The sequence below is a fragment of the Jatrophihabitans fulvus genome, from assembly GCF_054781375.1.
Genome location: NZ_BAAGUN010000001.1, coordinates 950,628 through 965,393 on the forward strand (window position 1 = coordinate 950,628; position 14,766 = coordinate 965,393).

Here is a 14,766-nt window from a genome sequence, read left to right on the forward strand (position 1 = left end):
CTAGTGCCCGGGCCGACGAGCGGGCGTCCGTAAACTGGGGCTCGTGGCCCAACCGTTGCTCCGCCGACTCGACCTCACCGACTTCGCCGGTACCGCCGGCGAGCTGCGCGGCGCGCTGCCGCGCGCGGGGGTCGACGTGCATGCCGCGGTCGCGACGGTGGCGCCGCTGCTGGCCGACGTCGAGGGGCGCGGCTACGCCGCCGTCCGCGAGGCGACGCTTCGCTTCGACGGGGTCGACGTCCCGCAGCCGCGCGTCGAGGAGGCCGCGCTCGAGAAGGCGCTGGCCGACCTCGACCCGGCGGTCCGGGCGGCGCTGACCGAGTCCGTCCGCCGCGCCCGCATCGTGCACGAGGCGCAGCGCCGCGACACCGTCGAGGTGCAGGTCGTGCCCGGCGGCACCGTCACCGAGCGGTGGGTGCCGGTGCAGCGCGTCGGGCTCTACGTGCCGGGCGGGCTCGCCGTGTACCCGTCCAGCGTGGTCATGAACGTCGTGCCCGCGCAGGTCGCCGGCGTCGAGTCGATCGCGGTCTTCACCCCCGCGCAACAGGCCTTCGACGGCCGTCCGCACCCCACGATCCTCGCCGCGTGCGCGCTGCTCGGCGTCGACGAGGTCTATGCCGTCGGTGGTGCCCAGGCCGTCGGGCTGGCTGCGTACGGCGACCTGTCGCTCGGCATCGAACCGGTCGACGTCATCACCGGCCCGGGCAACGTCTACGTCGCGGCCGCCAAGCGGCTCGTCCAGGGCCGCGTGGGCATCGACTCCGAGGCGGGCCCGACCGAGATCGCCGTCCTCGCCGACGCCACCGCCGACCCGCGCCACGTGGCCGCCGACCTGATCAGCCAGGCCGAGCACGACACCCTCGCGGCGTCCGTGCTCGTCACCGACTCGATCGAGCTGGCCGACGCCGTCGACGCCGAGGTGGCCACGCAGGTCGCCGCCACCAAGCACACCGAGCGGGTCACCGAGGCCCTGGGCGGCGTCCAGTCGGCGACCGTGATCGTCCGCGACCTCGAGCAGGGCCTGGCCGTCGTCGACGCCTACGCCGCCGAACACCTCGAGATCATCACCACGGACGCCCGGCGGTGGGCCGAGCGCGTCCGCAACGCCGGATGCATCTTCGTCGGCCCGCACGCGCCGGTCAGCCTCGGCGACTACTGCGCCGGCTCGAACCACGTGCTCCCGACCGGCTGCACGGCGCGCCACGCCTCCGGGCTGTCGGTGCAGTCGTTCCTCAAGGGCCTGCACCTCGTCGAGTACTCGGCCGAGGCGCTGGCCGAGGTCGCCCCGCACGTCATCGCCCTGGCCGAGGCCGAGGACCTCCCGGCACACGGCCAGGCCGTGGCCGTGCGACAGACGTGAACGCGCACCTGGACGTCGAACTGCTGCTGCGCCCCGAGCTGCGCGGCGCGAAGCCGTACGGGGCGCCGCAGCTCGAGGTGCCCGTCCGCCTGAACACCAACGAGAACCCCTACGGCCCGAGCGAGGCGGTCGTCGCCGACGTCGCGTCCGCGGTGGCCGAGACCGCGCGCACGCTCAACCGCTATCCCGATCGCGACTGCGACGCCCTGCGCGCCGACCTGGCGGCCTACCTGTCCCGCGACGCCGGCGTCGCACTCGGGGCCGCGAACCTGTGGGCGGCGAACGGGTCCAACGAGATCATGCAGCAGCTGCTGCTCGCGTTCGGCGGCCCCGACCGCACGGCGGTCTCGTTCGCGCCGACGTACTCGATGTATCCCGAGTACGCCCGCGACACCCACACCTTCTGGGTGCTGGGTCGCCGTGCCGACGACTTCACCATCGACGTCGGTCACGCTCTCGAGCTCATCGCCGAGCACCAGCCGTCCGTCGTGCTGCTCGCCTCGCCGAACAACCCGACGGGGACGGCGCTGCCGCTCGACGACATCACGGCCGTCCTCGACGCCGCACCCGGCGTGGTCGTCGTCGACGAGGCCTACGGCGAGTTCCGCCGCGAGGGCGTGCGCAGCGCGGCGACCCTGCTGGCGCAGTACCCGCACCTCGTCGTCACTCGCACGATGAGCAAGGCCTTCGCGCTGGCCGGCGGACGTCTGGGCTACCTGGCCGCCGACCCGGCCGTCGTCGACGCGGTGCGCATCGTGCGGTTGCCGTACCACCTGTCCGCGGTGTCGCAGGCGGTGGCGCGTGTGGCTCTCGCCCACGCCGACGAGTTGCTCGCCCGCGTCGACGACCTGCGCGGCGAGCGCGACCGCACCGTGTCGTGGCTGCGCGGCCGCGGCCTGCAGGCGGCCGACTCCGACGCGAACTTCGTGCTGTTCGGCACCTTCGCCGACCGGCACGCCGTCTGGCAGGGGCTGCTCGACCGTGGTGTCCTGATCCGTGAGACCGGTCCCGAGGGCTGGTTGCGGGTCTCGATCGGCACGCCGGACGAGATGTCCGCCTTCCGCACCGCACTCGACGAGGTGACGTCATGAGCCGTACCGGCCGTATCGAACGGGCCACGAAAGAGACGAAGGTGCTCGTCGAGATCGACCTCGACGGCAGCGGACGCACCGACGTCTCGACCGGCGTCGGCTTCTACGACCACATGCTGAGCTCGTTCGGCAAGCACGGGCTGTTCGACCTCACCGTGCAGGTCGAGGGCGACCTGCACATCGACGCCCATCACACGGTCGAGGACTCCGCCATCGCGCTGGGCCAGGCGTTCGCGCAGGCCGCGGGCGACAAGGCGGGCATCCGCCGCTTCGGCGATGCCACGATCCCCATGGACGAGTGCCTCGTGCACGCGGCCGTCGACCTGTCCGGACGCCCCTACCTCGTGCACACCGAACCCGACGGCGCCCCGCCGATGATCGGCACGCAGTACGCCACCACGCTCACCCGGCACGTCTTCGAGTCGTTCACGTACCACGCGGCGATCGCGCTGCACGTGACCGTGCACGCCGGCCGCGACTGGCACCACGTCACCGAGGCGCAGTACAAGGCCGTGGCCCGGGCGCTGCGCGCCGCCGCCGAGCACGACCCGCGGGTTCAGGGCGTGCCGTCCACGAAGGGCGTCCTGTAATCAAGCGCGTCACCGTCCTCGACTACGGCTCGGGCAACCTGCGTTCGGCGCAGCGCGCCCTCGAGCGCGTCGGTGCGCAGGTCACCGTCACCGCCGACCGCGAGGCCGCCGACAACTGCGACGGTCTCGTCGTGCCCGGCGTCGGCGCCTACGCCGCGTGCATGGCCGGGCTGCACGCCGTCGGCGGCGAGACCATCGTGCAGACCAGGGTGCGCTCCGGGCGTCCGCTGCTCGGCATCTGCGTCGGCATGCAGGTGTTGTTCACCGCCGGCGTCGAGCACGGCGTCGAGTCCGTCGGTCTCGGCGTGCTCCCCGGACGGGTCGAGCAGCTGCGGGCGCCCATCCGTCCGCACATGGGCTGGAACACGGTGGCCGCACCGCAGGGCTCGACGCTGTTCAGTGGGTTGGACGATCGAACCCGCTTCTACTTCGTGCACTCCTACGCCGCGCACGACACCGAGGGCGACATCGCCTGGACCACCCACGGCGAACCCTTCGTCGCCGCCGTCGAACGCGGGCCGGTCAGCGCCACCCAGTTCCACCCGGAGAAGTCGGGCGATGCCGGCGCCGCCCTGCTCGAGAACTGGCTCGACTCGATTTGAGCAAGGACCGGGCCCGGGCGCGCGCCGCGCGTGAGGTGGCCGCCGCCGAACGCGAGGCCGAGCAGCGGCAGCGGCGCGAGCGGGACGCGCTCGTGCGCCGTCGCCGGGAGCAGCGCGCACTCACCTGGCGCCGGCTGCGCCTGTGGCAGAACACGAACCAGCGCCGCGAGACCCGCGAACGCACCGCGGTGCTCGTCATGCTCGCCGTGGTCGTACTGGCCCTGATGTTCGTGTTCACCCGATCGGCCGCGGCCACCGTCGCGACCGCCCTCGTGCTCGTGATCGCGCTGCCGATGTTCGCCCTGCTGTTCTTCGACCGGAGGAAACCGTGACCCTGACCCTGCTGCCCGCCGTCGACGTCGCCGACGGCAAAGCCGTCCGCCTCGTGCAGGGTGCGGCCGGGTCGGAGACCGACTACGGCGCGCCTCTGGACGCCGCCCTGCAGTGGCAGACCGACGGCGCCGAGTGGATCCACCTCGTCGACCTCGACGCGGCGTTCGGCCGCGGCGACAACCGCGAGCTGCTCGCCGAGGTCGTCGGACGCCTCGACGTGGCCGTCGAACTCTCGGGCGGCATCCGTGACGACGCCTCGCTCGAGGCCGCGCTCGCCACGGGTTGCCGTCGGGTGAACCTGGGCACCGCCGCCCTCGAGTCGCCCGAGTGGGTACGCAAGGCGATCGGCGAGTACGGCGACCGCATCGCCGTCGGCCTGGACGTGCGCGGCACGACCCTCGCTGCCCGGGGGTGGACCCAGGACGGCGGGGACATCTGGGAGACGCTCGCCCGCCTCGACGCGGACGGCTGCACCCGCTACGTCGTCACGGACGTCACCAAGGACGGCACGTTGCAGGGCCCGAACCTGCAGCTGCTGCGCGACGTCTGCGCCCGTACGGACAAGCCCGTCGTGGCCAGCGGGGGAGTCTCGTCCCTCGACGACCTGGTCGCGCTGGCGTCGCTCACCGACCTGGGCGTCGAGGGCGCCATCGTCGGCAAGGCGCTCTACGCGGGGGCGTTCACGCTGCCCGAGGCGCTCGCCGCCGTCCGCTGACCGTGCGGGACGCCTGGCCTCCGCGAGGAGTGTCCGTCCCGCCTACCGGCTAACACGCCCGGGACCATACATAACCCGCACACAGCGGAGGTTCCTCAGAATTCGGGCAACGTAGGCGCATGGCCGCCACTCAGTTGGACAAGTCGACCGGCTCCGACACCGAGCTGAAGCGGGTCCTCGGTCCCGGACTGCTGCTGCTGTTCATGATCGGCGACATGCTCGGAGCGGGCATCTACACGCTCACCGGCAAGGTCGCGGGCATCGTCGGCGGCGCGGTCTGGATCCCGCTGCTGATCGCGTTCCTGGTCGCGACCCTGACGGCGTGCAGCTATCTCGAACTCGTCACCAAGTACCCGAAGGCAGCAGGCGCCGCGCTGTACACGCACAAGGCGTTCGGCGTGCACTTCCTGACGTTCATCGTCGCGTTCGCGGTGCTGTGCTCGGGCATCACGTCCGCCTCGACGGCCTCGCGGTCCTTCGCGTCCAACTTCGCGGCGGCGTTCGACATCACGCTGAGCGAGGGCCTCGGCATCACGTTGGTCGCGTTGGCGTTCCTGCTGGTGATCGCCGCGATCAACTTCCGCGGCGTGGGCGAGAGCGTGAAGCTCAACGTCGTCCTGACCTGCATCGAGGCCGCCGGTCTCATCACGATCGTGCTCATCGGTGTCTGGGCGCTGGGCGGCGGCGACGGCGACTGGGGCCGCGTCACCGAGATCGACCTGCCCGAGGGCAAGAGCATGTTCGCCGCGGTCGGCAGCGCCACGGCGCTCGCATTCTTCGCCCTCATCGGGTTCGAGGACTCGGTGAACATGGCCGAGGAGACGAAGAACCCCGCGAAGATCTTCCCGAAGATGATGCTCACGGCGCTGGCGGTGGTGGGCACGCTCTACATCGTCATCGGGGTCATCGCCGTGGCCCTGGTGCCCCTCGACCAGCTCTCGCAGGGCAACACACCGCTGCTGCAGGTGGTCGACGCCGGCGCGAGCTGGTTCCCGCTCACGATCTTCGCGTTCATCACGATGTTCGCGGTCTCGAACACCGCGCTGATCAACATGCTGATGGCGAGCCGCCTGGTGTACGGCATGGCGCAGGAGCGGGTCGTGCCGCGGCCGCTCGGTCGCGTCCACCGCGGGCGACGGACGCCGTGGGTCGCCATCACCTTCACGACCGTGCTCGGTCTGGCCCTGATCGGGTTCGTCAACGAGATCACGTCCCTCGCCGACACCACGACGCTACTGCTGCTGGCCGTGTTCAGCGTGGTGAACGTGGCCGTGCTCGTGCTGCGCAAGGACGAGGTCGAGCACGAGCACTTCCGCACGCCGACCGTCCTGCCGGTGCTCGGGGCGATCGTCTGCATCTACCTGGTGACGCCGGCGATCGACCGCGACGCGGAGGTCTACAAGACGGCGGGCGTGCTGCTCGGTGTCGGCGTCCTGCTCTGGATCGCCACCGCGATCCACCGGCACTCGGGTGACTCCAACGCCTCCCGCATCGAGGACCCGACGAAGCTCGCGGGTTAGGCGAGCGCCTTCTCGCGCGGTGCTTCCGCTCGCGCGAGCTCGCCGCCGCGGGCCTCCTTGCCGAGAGCGGCGAGTACGGCGACGGCGATGAAGACCGGGACCATCGTGGCGGTGAGGGCGAAGGTGTAGCTGTGCGTCTCGGCGAGGTGCTCCTGGATCGGCAGGTTGAAGGCCGCGAGGCAGTTGCCGAGCTGGTAGGTGACGCCGGGGTAGAACCCGCGGATCTCGGCGGGCGACAGTTCGGTCAGGTGTGCGGGGATGACGCCCCACGCACCTTGCACGACGAACTGCATCAGGAACGAGCCCAGGCAGATCAGGCCGAGCGACGTGGAGGCCGCGAACAGCGGCAGGATCGGCAGGCCCAGCACCGCGCAGAAGACGACGATGGCCCGCCGGCCGTACTTCTCGGACGCCGCACCCATGATCGTGCCGCCGAACAACGCGCCGACGTTGTAGAGGATCGCGACGTACAGCGCGGTGTTCTCCTCGAACCCGAGTCCCTTCTTCAGGAAGGTCGGGTAGACGTCCTGGGTGCCGTGGCTCATCCAGTTGAACGCCGTCATGAGCAGGATCAGGTAGCCGAAACGGCGCAGGACCTTGACGTTGCCCATGACGTCGCGGAAGCGGGTCTTGTTGGCCACCACGTTGGCCCGGGTCTCCTGCCACACCTCCGACTCGGTGACGCGGGTGCGGACGAACAGCGACACCAGGGCCGGCAGCACCGAGAACGCGAACAGCCCGCGCCAGCCCCACGTCGTCAGGTTCTCGATGAGCAGGTAGGCGACGGCGGCCATCATGTAGCCGATCGCGTAGCCCTGCTGGACGATGCCGGACACGACGCCCCGGCGCTTCGGTGGCACCTTCTCCATGGCCAGCGACGCGCCGAGACCCCACTCGCCACCCATGCCGATGCCGTAGAGCAAGCGGAGCACGAGCAGGTAGGTGTAGTTCGGGGCGAACGTGCACAGGAACCCGACCGACGAGTAGAACAGCACGTCGACGATCAGTGCGCGACGGCGTCCGACCCGGTCGGCCCAGGCGCCGAACAGGGCGGCGCCGATCGGCCGCATGAGCAGGGTCGCCGTGGTCAGGAACGCCATGCGGGTGGCGTCGACGCCGAGATCGTCGCCGACCTCGACGTAGACCAGCACGACGACGAAGTAGTCGAAGGCGTCCATGGCCCACCCGAGGGTGGCGGCGGCGACCGCGCGGATGTCCGCGCCCGTCATCCGCTGCGGGGTGGTGGCGGCATCACTCATAGGGAGCTCCTGACGCGAACACAGTGCTGACCTACGCCACTTATGTCCACCTCCGTGAATTTCCAATCCGATCAGGGAAGATCAGGTTCGCCATCATCGGATTGCGGGCCGACACCGATCGTCGTCCCGCGGGAGGGAACAGCCACATGCCCATCTCCACCACCGCCCGCCGGGGGACGCTCGCGCTCGCCGCGGGGCTGATCGTCACCGCCGTGCCGGGCATCGCCGCCGCGGCGCCGGCGTTCACGCCGGACCACGCCTCGACGCAGCAGGCCCGCAGCGCCGCGTCCGCCGCGACGGTGCGCATCGCGACCGGCCGCAACGACTACGTGGCGGGTGACCGCATCACGCTGTTCGGCCACGTGCCCGCGGCCAACGCGGCCGTGACCTTCTACCAGCGGTTCGTCAACCACAAGGACGCGCACGTCATCTACCGCGGCCGCACCAACAGCAAGGGCAACGTGGTCATCAGCGGCAAGGCGAGCTACTCGTCCGCCTTCTCGCTGCACTGGGCGGGCCGGTCGGCCAGCACGACCGCGCGGGTCCACGTGCGCCTCGCGCAGCGGCCCAGCGGCTACTACAAGACGGTCGGCAGCTACCGCATCTACCGTGTCTCGTCCGGCGGCAAGCTCAGCGCGGCCGTCGCGCCGAGCAAGGTGGGCAAGCAGATGTACTTCCAGCTGCAGCGGCACTCGTCCGCCGGATGGCGCACCATCCAGACGCGCCACTTCACCATCCGCAAGGGCAGCGTCGCCGGCGTCACCTTCAAGGGCGTCGTCGGGGCGTACTACCGCATCCGCTCGTACTACCGCGGCGACGCGGCGAACAGCGGCAACACCTACTACTGGTCGTACGCACGCTTCACCAACTGACACCTGCACCCTCGCGAGCGGGCATCCGGCAGACTCTGCCGGGTGCCCGCTTCGTCGTCCACGGGGAAGTCCCCGTCGAGTGCGGACGGCCTCGCCGTCCGCGTGATCCCGTGCCTGGACGTCGACGCCGGACGGGTGGTGAAGGGCGTCAACTTCACCGGGCTGCGTGATGCCGGTGACCCGGTCGAGCTCGCCCGTCGCTACGACGAGCAGGGTGCGGACGAACTGACGTTCCTGGACATCACGGCGTCGTCCGGCGGGCGGGAGACCACCTACGACGTCGTGCGCCGCACCGCCGAGCAGGTGTTCATCCCGCTGACCGTGGGCGGGGGAGTGCGCAGCACCGCCGACGTCGACGCGCTGCTGCGCGCGGGCGCCGACAAGGTCGGCGTGAACACCGCCGCGGTCGCCCGTCCGGAACTCGTCCGCGAGATCGCCGAGCGTTTCGGCAACCAGGTGCTCGTGCTGTCGGCGGACGTCCGGCGGGTGCCGGCCGACGCCCCGCCGACCCCGAGCGGCTTCGAGGTCACCACGCACGGCGGGCGGAAGGGCACCGGCCTCGACGCGATCGAGTGGATCACCCGCGCGGCCGAGCTGGGGGCGGGGGAGATCCTGCTCAACTCGATGGACGCCGACGGCACGAAGAACGGTTTCGACCTCGAGCTGATCCGGCTGGCCCGTGCGGCGGTGGCGGTACCGGTCATCGCCTCCGGCGGCGCAGGGGCCGTGGAGCACTTCCCGCCCGCGATCGACGCCGGCGCGGACGCGGTGCTCGCGGCCAGCGTCTTCCACTTCGGCACCCTCACGGTCGGCGACGTGAAGAACGCGCTGCGCGCGGGAGGCGCGGTCGTGCGCTGACCCGGGTTAGGGTGCCTGCGACAGCATGTTCGGCTGACGTGAAGGGATCTGCGGGACGATGCCGCACCACCGGGATCCGGACCTCGACCACGAGTCGCCCGCGGTCGTCGTCGGAGCCGTCTCGATCGGCACCGCGCCACTGCCGTTCCTCGCCGTGTACGCGACGCTGTTCATCCTGCACGGCACGATCAGCCCGGCCCACCCGCCGGACATCACCGACAGCCAGACCGGCGAACTGATCGCCGGCATCGTGGCGGCAGTGCTCTTCGTGGCCCTGTCGGTCGCGCTGTGGATGTTCCTCGGCGGACGGCGGCGGTGGCCCGCCGCCCTCGGCGAGGCCGCCGTCCTGGGCACGACGATCTGGTTCCTCACCGACGAGACCAAGGGTGGCGCCATGATCTCGGCGCTGCTGCTGCTCACGTCGCTGGTGTCGCTCGTGCTCAGCTTCGCGCCGGACGGTTGGCGGCACGTCGGACGGACGCCGCCCGGCTGGATCTCCCGCCTCTTCCGGGAGGGCCGGACGGCGCGCGCCGGCGACCCGAAGGCGCTGCCCGGCAGCGCCGAGCCCTCCGCGGTGGAACCGGCCAGCCTGCGCCGTCGCCGCGGCGCCTGACGTCTCCGCCGCATATCCTGCTCACAGGCACCGCCCATGTTCGGCTCAGCGTGCGCGCTCAGGATGGACACAGCGCAAGCACACTGACTGGGAGTGACAGAGATGAGCGCAGCAACCGTGGTGAGCAACACCAGCACCAAACGGCGGGTCCTCGTCGTCGACGACGAAGACAACGTGACGCACCTCGTCTCGTCCGCCCTCCGCTTCGACGGCTTCGAGACCGTCACCGCCGACAGCGGCACCGCCGCCCTCGCGAAGGTCGCCGAGGAGGACCCTGACCTCATCGTCCTCGACGTGATGATGCCGGGCCTCGACGGCCTCGGCGTCCTGCAGAACCTCCGCGCCGCGGGCTCGCAGGTGCCGGTCATCTTCCTGACCGCCCGCGACACCGCGTCCGACCGCATCGTCGGTCTGCGCTCGGGCGCCGACGACTACGTCGTGAAGCCGTTCAGCATCGAAGAGCTGCTCGCCCGCGTGCACGCGGTGCTGCGCCGTTCGGCCCCCGACGCCGGCCGCGAGGGCGTGCTCAAGGTCGCCGACCTCGAGCTCGACGAGAACAGCCACGAGGTCACCCGCGCCGGCGTCGAGGTGCACCTGACCGCCACCGAATTCGAGTTGCTGCGCTACCTCATGCGCAACGAGCGGGTCGTGCTGAGCAAGACGCAGATCCTCGACCGGGTGTGGAAGTACGACTTCCAGGGCCAGTCGAACATCGTCGAGCTCTACATCGGCTACCTGCGCAAGAAGGTCGACAACGTCGAGCCGAAGCTGATCCACACGATCCGCGGCGCCGGCTACGTCATCAAGGCCCCGCGCAGCTGAGCTGCCGAGTTGACCACTGAGTGACGACGACGAGCTACTCCGGACCGCCGCCGACCGCGCCGCCTCCCGCGGCGCCCGGCGGCGGTCCGTCGTCGTCCCCCGATCCCGAACCAAACCCACCGAAGCAGCGTCGCCGCCGAGGCCCGCGCAGCCTGGTCTCGAAGATCACGACGTTCGTGGTCGCGCTCGTCGTCGTCCTCGTCACCACGATCGCCACCGCCACCTATTTCACGCAGCGCTCGTTCCTCTACGACCAGCTGGACGGCCAGCTGGCGACGGTCGCGACCGGTAACGCAGGCAAGATCGTCCGCTGCTTCGGCACGGGCGAGACCATGTGCCGCATCGGCAACGAGGAGCGCACCTACAAGGCGCCCGAGCTCGAGTGGATCGCGGTGTTGAATCCGGGCGGGCAGGCCCGGGTGGACATCACGGACGGTGAGTCGCTCCGCGCGATCCGGCTCAGCGATGCGCAGATGTCGGCGATCGAGGACGACCCCGAGGCGTTCCGCACCATCACCACGACCGACGGCCACCAGTTGCGGGTGAGCGCGCGGGTCGTGAGCACCCCGTTCGGGCAGTTCACCGTGGTGTCGGGTCTCGCGACGGACGAGGTGCGCGAGATCCTGGCGACCTTCGTGTCCCGCGCGATTCTCATCGGTGCCGCGGCACTCGTCGTGGCTCTGCTGGTGACGACGGCCGGCGTTCGCTTCAGTCTCCGACGGCTGCGGCGGGTGACCGTCACCGCCCAGGAGGTCGCGACGGAACTCTCACCCGAGGGCGCCGGCCTCGACCGCCGCGTCCCCGAGGACGAGCCCGACACCGAGGTGGGCCAGCTCGCCACCTCGTTCAACATGATGCTGTCGGCGGTCGAGGCGCAGTTCGCGGCACGGCTCGAGTCCGAGGACCGCATGCGCCAGTTCCTGGCCGATGCGTCCCACGAGCTGCGCACCCCGCTGACGTCCATCCGCGGCTACGCCGAGCTCGCGCGCATGCAACGCGCGGTCGGCGAGAGCAACGAGGACAACATCGACCGCATCGAGTTCGAGGGCACCCGCATGTCCCGGCTCGTCGAGGACCTGCTGATCCTCGCCCGCGGTGACGGCAACCGCGACGACCTGCCGATGCAGCAGCAGCTCGTCGACGTGTCCGTGCTCGTCGACGACGCGGTCGACGGCTCGCGCGCGGCGTTCCCCGACCGTCCGATCGAGGCCGGCGAGATCGACCCGGACGCGGTCGTGCTCGGCGACCCCGACCAGCTGCTGCGCGTCATCCGCAACCTGATCAACAACGCCGCGGTGCACACCGCGCCCGAGCGTCCGATCCGCGTCGAGGCGGCCTCCGACGAGCGCGGCGTGACGATCCGTGTCATCGACGGCGGCCCGGGCCTGTCGCCCGAGGACGCCGCCCACGTCTTCGAGCGCTTCTGGCGCGCCGACAAGGCGCGCACCCGCGCCCGCGGCGGCAGCGGCCTCGGCATGTCGATCGTGGCGACGATCGTGCGGGCGCACCACGGCACCGTCCGCTTCGACAGCACGGTCGAGAACGGCAGCACCGTCACCGTCTGGCTGCCGCCCGTCGAGCAGGGATGAGCGGACGGGCAGAATCGTGCCCATGCCGCCCGGAGACCCGTCCGACCTCGACCCGTCCGTCGCGGCGCGCCTGAAGCGCGACGCGAACGGTCTCGTCTGCGCCGTCGTGCAGCAGCACGACACCGGCGAGGTGCTCATGGTCGGCTGGATGGACGACGAGGCACTGCACCGCACGCTCACGACCGGTCGTGGCACGTACTGGTCGCGCTCGCGGCAGGAGTACTGGGTCAAGGGCGAGACGTCCGGGCACACGCAGCAGGTGAAGTCCGTCGCGCTCGACTGCGACGGTGACGCGCTGCTCGTCAAGGTCGACCAGCACGGCCCGGCGTGCCACACCGGCGACCGCACCTGCTTCGACGCCGGCGTCCTGACATGACCGGCCCGATCGGACGGGCCGACCTCGAACGGCTCGCGCACACCCACCGGCTCGTCCCCATCACCCGCACGCTGTTCGCCGACGCCGAGACGCCGGTCGGGGTCTACCGCAAGCTCGCGGCCGGACGGCCCGGCACGTTCCTGCTCGAGTCGGCCGAGCCGGGCGCGTCGTTCAGCCGCTGGTCGTTCGTCGGCGTGGCCGCGTCGGCGACGCTGTCCGTCCGCGACGGCGAGGCGCACTGGACCGGCGACGTGCCGCCCGGCGTCCCCACCGGCGGCGATCCGCTCGCCGCGCTCGGGGCGGCGTGGCGGGCGATCACCGGGCCGCGGCTGCCGGGGCTGCCACCGCTGACCGGCGGGTTCGTGGGCTACCTCGCCTACGACGTCGTCCGCAGCATCGAGCGGCTGCCCGAGAAGGCGGTCGACGAGCTGGGCCTGCCCGAGCTGACGATGCTGCTGACCACCGATCTCGCCGCCGTCGACCACCACGAGTGCACCGTGGTGCTGATCGCGAACGCGCTGCTGCGGCCGGACATGAACGGCGCCGATCTCGACGCGGCGTACGCGGACGCCGTCCGCCGGCTCGACGTCATGCAGGCGGCACTGGCGACGCCCGCGGAACCCACCGTCGCGACCGTGACGGCGGCCGCTCCGAAGCAGGCCGAGTCGCGGACGCCCGCCGGGCAGTTCCAGCCCGCGGTCGAGGCGGCGCTCGAGGCCGTCCGCGCCGGCGAGGTGTTCCAGATCCAGGTCGGGCAGCGCTTCGTCGCCGTGACGTCCGCCGACCCCCTGGACGTCTACCGGGTGCTGCGCACGCTCAACCCCTCGCCGTACATGTACTTCCTGCGGGCGGGGAGCGAGTCCGACCCCGTCGACATCGTCGGCTGCTCGCCCGAGGCGCTGGTGACGGTGTCGGGCGAGCGGGCCGTGCTGCACCCGATCGCCGGCACCCGCCGCCGTGGCGCCACCGCGGAGGAGGACGCCGCGATGGCGGCCGAGCTGGTGAGCGACCCGAAGGAGCAGGCCGAGCACGTGATGCTCGTCGACCTCGCCCGCAACGACCTCGGCCGGGTCGCGGCGCAGGGCAGCGTCGAGGTCGTCGAGTTCGGGGTCGTCGAGCGGTACAGCCACGTGTGGCACATCGTGTCGACGGTCGAGGCGCGCGTCGCCGACGGCAAGGACGCGTTCGACGTGCTCGTCGCGACGTTCCCCGCCGGCACGCTGACCGGCGCGCCCAAGGTGCGCGCCATGGAGCTCATCGACGAGCTGGAACCGGTGCGCCGCAACGTCTACGGCGGTGCCGTGGGCTATCTCGACGCGGCCGGGGACCTCGACATGGCGATCGCGATTCGCACCGCCGTGATGCGCGATGGCAAGGCGTACGTGCAGGCGGCGGCCGGTGTCGTCGCCGACAGCGTCCCGGCGCTGGAGGAGAAGGAGACGCACAACAAGGCGCGCGCGGTTCTGCAGGCGATCGCGACCGCCGAGACGCTGCGCACGGTCACGTGAGGCGTTACCGCGCGCTCGCCGCCGTCCTGCTGCTGCAGGCCATCGGCGCCGGCGGTGTCCTGCTGATCACGTCGCGCACGTGGCAGACGATCACGGCCGACCGTCCGGCGCCCTTCAGCGACGCGGTGGCCGACGCGAGCGGACGGGACCTCGATCCGGCCTCGCTGGCCCTCGGGTTGGTGGCGCTGGCCGGCGTGGTCGCGGTGCTCGCGACCAAGGGGGTGTGGCGCCGTGTCGTCGGCGGCGTGGTCGCCCTCGCCGGCGCGGGCCTCGTGTGGCGCGGCATCGAGTCGACGGGCTCGGTCGGTGCGGCGCGCGCCCGCTCACTCGTCGAGTCGAAGAACCGGACGGTGTCGGTTCCCGATTCCGTCTCGCCCGACGTCGTCGTGCACACCGTGTGGCCGGCGCTCGTGGTCGTGTGCGGTGTGGTCGTGCTGCTGGCCGGTGTGGCGATCGCGGTGCGCGGTGGGCGGTGGCAGTCGATGTCCAGCCGCTACGAGCGCGCGGAGTCCCAGCCGCCGCCCGACGACGACGACGGATCCCGTGCGGCAGCGTCGATGTGGTCGGCGCTCGACCGTGGTGACGACCCGACGGACACGTCGGGCGACCCGGACCGCAGCTGAGATCTGGCTCTCGTTTAGTCTCGTCGGGAGCCCAC

At 71.4% G+C, this 14,766-nt stretch carries 16 protein-coding genes; 15 read left to right on the forward strand and 1 reads right to left on the reverse strand.

Annotated elements, in window-relative coordinates; all coding sequences use genetic code 11:
- The first annotated feature begins 55 nt into the window (after positions 1 to 55).
- The 7 genes from hisD (at position 56) to ACYVP9_RS04635 (ending at position 6,211) form a co-directional block, all read left to right on the forward strand.
- Positions 56 to 1,360, forward strand: coding sequence for a histidinol dehydrogenase (gene hisD / locus ACYVP9_RS04605; RefSeq protein ID WP_460604287.1), 1,305 nt, complete (start codon positions 56 to 58; stop codon positions 1,358 to 1,360).
- On the forward strand, positions 1,357 to 2,451 hold the full coding sequence (locus ACYVP9_RS04610; RefSeq protein ID WP_460603517.1) for a histidinol-phosphate transaminase: 1,095 nt from the start codon (positions 1,357 to 1,359) through the stop codon (positions 2,449 to 2,451). The genes hisD and ACYVP9_RS04610 overlap by 4 nt, the downstream gene beginning before the upstream one ends.
- Entirely contained in the window at positions 2,448 to 3,041 is a 594-nt protein-coding gene (gene hisB, locus ACYVP9_RS04615; protein ID WP_460603518.1) for an imidazoleglycerol-phosphate dehydratase, read from the forward strand. The genes ACYVP9_RS04610 and hisB overlap by 4 nt, the downstream gene beginning before the upstream one ends.
- Positions 3,041 to 3,643, forward strand: coding sequence for an imidazole glycerol phosphate synthase subunit HisH (hisH, locus tag ACYVP9_RS04620; RefSeq protein WP_460604289.1), 603 nt, complete (start codon positions 3,041 to 3,043; stop codon positions 3,641 to 3,643). Before hisB ends, hisH begins: the two co-directional genes overlap by 1 nt.
- Positions 3,640 to 3,975, forward strand: a complete 336-nt coding sequence (locus tag ACYVP9_RS04625) for a hypothetical protein (RefSeq protein ID WP_460603519.1) — start codon at positions 3,640 to 3,642, stop codon at positions 3,973 to 3,975. Before hisH ends, ACYVP9_RS04625 begins: the two co-directional genes overlap by 4 nt.
- Positions 3,972 to 4,691 carry a 1-(5-phosphoribosyl)-5-[(5-phosphoribosylamino)methylideneamino] imidazole-4-carboxamide isomerase gene (gene priA, locus ACYVP9_RS04630; protein ID WP_460603520.1) on the forward strand — a complete coding sequence of 240 codons (720 nt, stop codon included), beginning with the start codon at positions 3,972 to 3,974 and terminating at the stop codon, positions 4,689 to 4,691. Before ACYVP9_RS04625 ends, priA begins: the two co-directional genes overlap by 4 nt.
- Before the next feature lie 119 nt (positions 4,692 to 4,810).
- Positions 4,811 to 6,211, forward strand: a complete 1,401-nt coding sequence (locus ACYVP9_RS04635) for an APC family permease (protein ID WP_460603521.1) — start codon at positions 4,811 to 4,813, stop codon at positions 6,209 to 6,211.
- Here the strand turns inward: ACYVP9_RS04635 and ACYVP9_RS04640 are convergent.
- Positions 6,208 to 7,470 (reverse strand): MFS transporter, encoded by a 1,263-nt coding sequence (locus ACYVP9_RS04640; RefSeq protein ID WP_460603522.1) that lies wholly within the window; start codon positions 7,468 to 7,470, stop codon positions 6,208 to 6,210. The two genes, ACYVP9_RS04635 and ACYVP9_RS04640, sit on opposite strands and share 4 nt — an antisense overlap.
- Before the next feature lie 146 nt (positions 7,471 to 7,616).
- Between ACYVP9_RS04640 and ACYVP9_RS04645 the strand changes: the two genes are divergently transcribed.
- The 8 genes from ACYVP9_RS04645 to ACYVP9_RS04680 all read left to right on the forward strand — a co-directional run bounded on the left by ACYVP9_RS04645 (position 7,617) and on the right by ACYVP9_RS04680 (position 14,731).
- Positions 7,617 to 8,342 carry a hypothetical protein gene (locus tag ACYVP9_RS04645; protein ID WP_460603523.1) on the forward strand — a complete coding sequence of 242 codons (726 nt, stop codon included), beginning with the start codon at positions 7,617 to 7,619 and terminating at the stop codon, positions 8,340 to 8,342.
- A 42-nt stretch (positions 8,343 to 8,384) separates the two neighbouring features.
- Complete coding sequence (gene hisF / locus ACYVP9_RS04650) at positions 8,385 to 9,200, forward strand: imidazole glycerol phosphate synthase subunit HisF (protein ID WP_460603524.1); 816 nt, start codon at positions 8,385 to 8,387, stop codon at positions 9,198 to 9,200.
- 58 nt (positions 9,201 to 9,258) lie between these two features.
- Positions 9,259 to 9,813 (forward strand): hypothetical protein, encoded by a 555-nt coding sequence (locus ACYVP9_RS04655; RefSeq protein ID WP_460603525.1) that lies wholly within the window; start codon positions 9,259 to 9,261, stop codon positions 9,811 to 9,813.
- 102 nt (positions 9,814 to 9,915) lie between these two features.
- Complete coding sequence (locus ACYVP9_RS04660; RefSeq protein ID WP_460603526.1) at positions 9,916 to 10,635, forward strand: response regulator transcription factor; 720 nt, start codon at positions 9,916 to 9,918, stop codon at positions 10,633 to 10,635.
- Positions 10,636 to 10,655: 20 nt separating this feature from the next.
- A complete protein-coding gene (locus ACYVP9_RS04665; protein ID WP_460603527.1) occupies positions 10,656 to 12,224 on the forward strand; it encodes a sensor histidine kinase in 1,569 nt (522 codons plus the stop codon).
- A 22-nt stretch (positions 12,225 to 12,246) separates the two neighbouring features.
- Positions 12,247 to 12,600: a phosphoribosyl-AMP cyclohydrolase gene (hisI, locus tag ACYVP9_RS04670; RefSeq protein ID WP_460603528.1), complete on the forward strand. Its 354-nt coding sequence runs from the start codon at positions 12,247 to 12,249 to the stop codon at positions 12,598 to 12,600.
- Positions 12,597 to 14,108, forward strand: coding sequence for an anthranilate synthase component I (locus tag ACYVP9_RS04675; protein ID WP_460603529.1), 1,512 nt, complete (start codon positions 12,597 to 12,599; stop codon positions 14,106 to 14,108). Before hisI ends, ACYVP9_RS04675 begins: the two co-directional genes overlap by 4 nt.
- Positions 14,105 to 14,731 (forward strand): Trp biosynthesis-associated membrane protein, encoded by a 627-nt coding sequence (locus ACYVP9_RS04680; protein WP_460603530.1) that lies wholly within the window; start codon positions 14,105 to 14,107, stop codon positions 14,729 to 14,731. Before ACYVP9_RS04675 ends, ACYVP9_RS04680 begins: the two co-directional genes overlap by 4 nt.
- Positions 14,732 to 14,766 lie beyond the last annotated feature (35 nt).

Bases quoted from the DNA above. Each gene is read 5' to 3' on its own strand.
- hisB (WP_460603518.1), top strand. From the start codon at position 2,448: ATGAGCCGTACCGGCCGTATCGAACGGGCCACGAAAGAGACGAAGGTG.
- ACYVP9_RS04635 (WP_460603521.1), top strand. From the start codon at position 4,811: ATGGCCGCCACTCAGTTGGACAAGTCGACCGGCTCCGACACCGAGCTG.
- ACYVP9_RS04640 (WP_460603522.1), bottom strand. From the start codon at position 7,470: ATGAGTGATGCCGCCACCACCCCGCAGCGGATGACGGGCGCGGACATC.
- ACYVP9_RS04645 (WP_460603523.1), top strand. From the start codon at position 7,617: ATGCCCATCTCCACCACCGCCCGCCGGGGGACGCTCGCGCTCGCCGCG.
- ACYVP9_RS04655 (WP_460603525.1), top strand. From the start codon at position 9,259: ATGCCGCACCACCGGGATCCGGACCTCGACCACGAGTCGCCCGCGGTC.
- ACYVP9_RS04660 (WP_460603526.1), top strand. From the start codon at position 9,916: ATGAGCGCAGCAACCGTGGTGAGCAACACCAGCACCAAACGGCGGGTC.
- hisI (WP_460603528.1), top strand. From the start codon at position 12,247: ATGCCGCCCGGAGACCCGTCCGACCTCGACCCGTCCGTCGCGGCGCGC.
- ACYVP9_RS04675 (WP_460603529.1), top strand. From the start codon at position 12,597: ATGACCGGCCCGATCGGACGGGCCGACCTCGAACGGCTCGCGCACACC.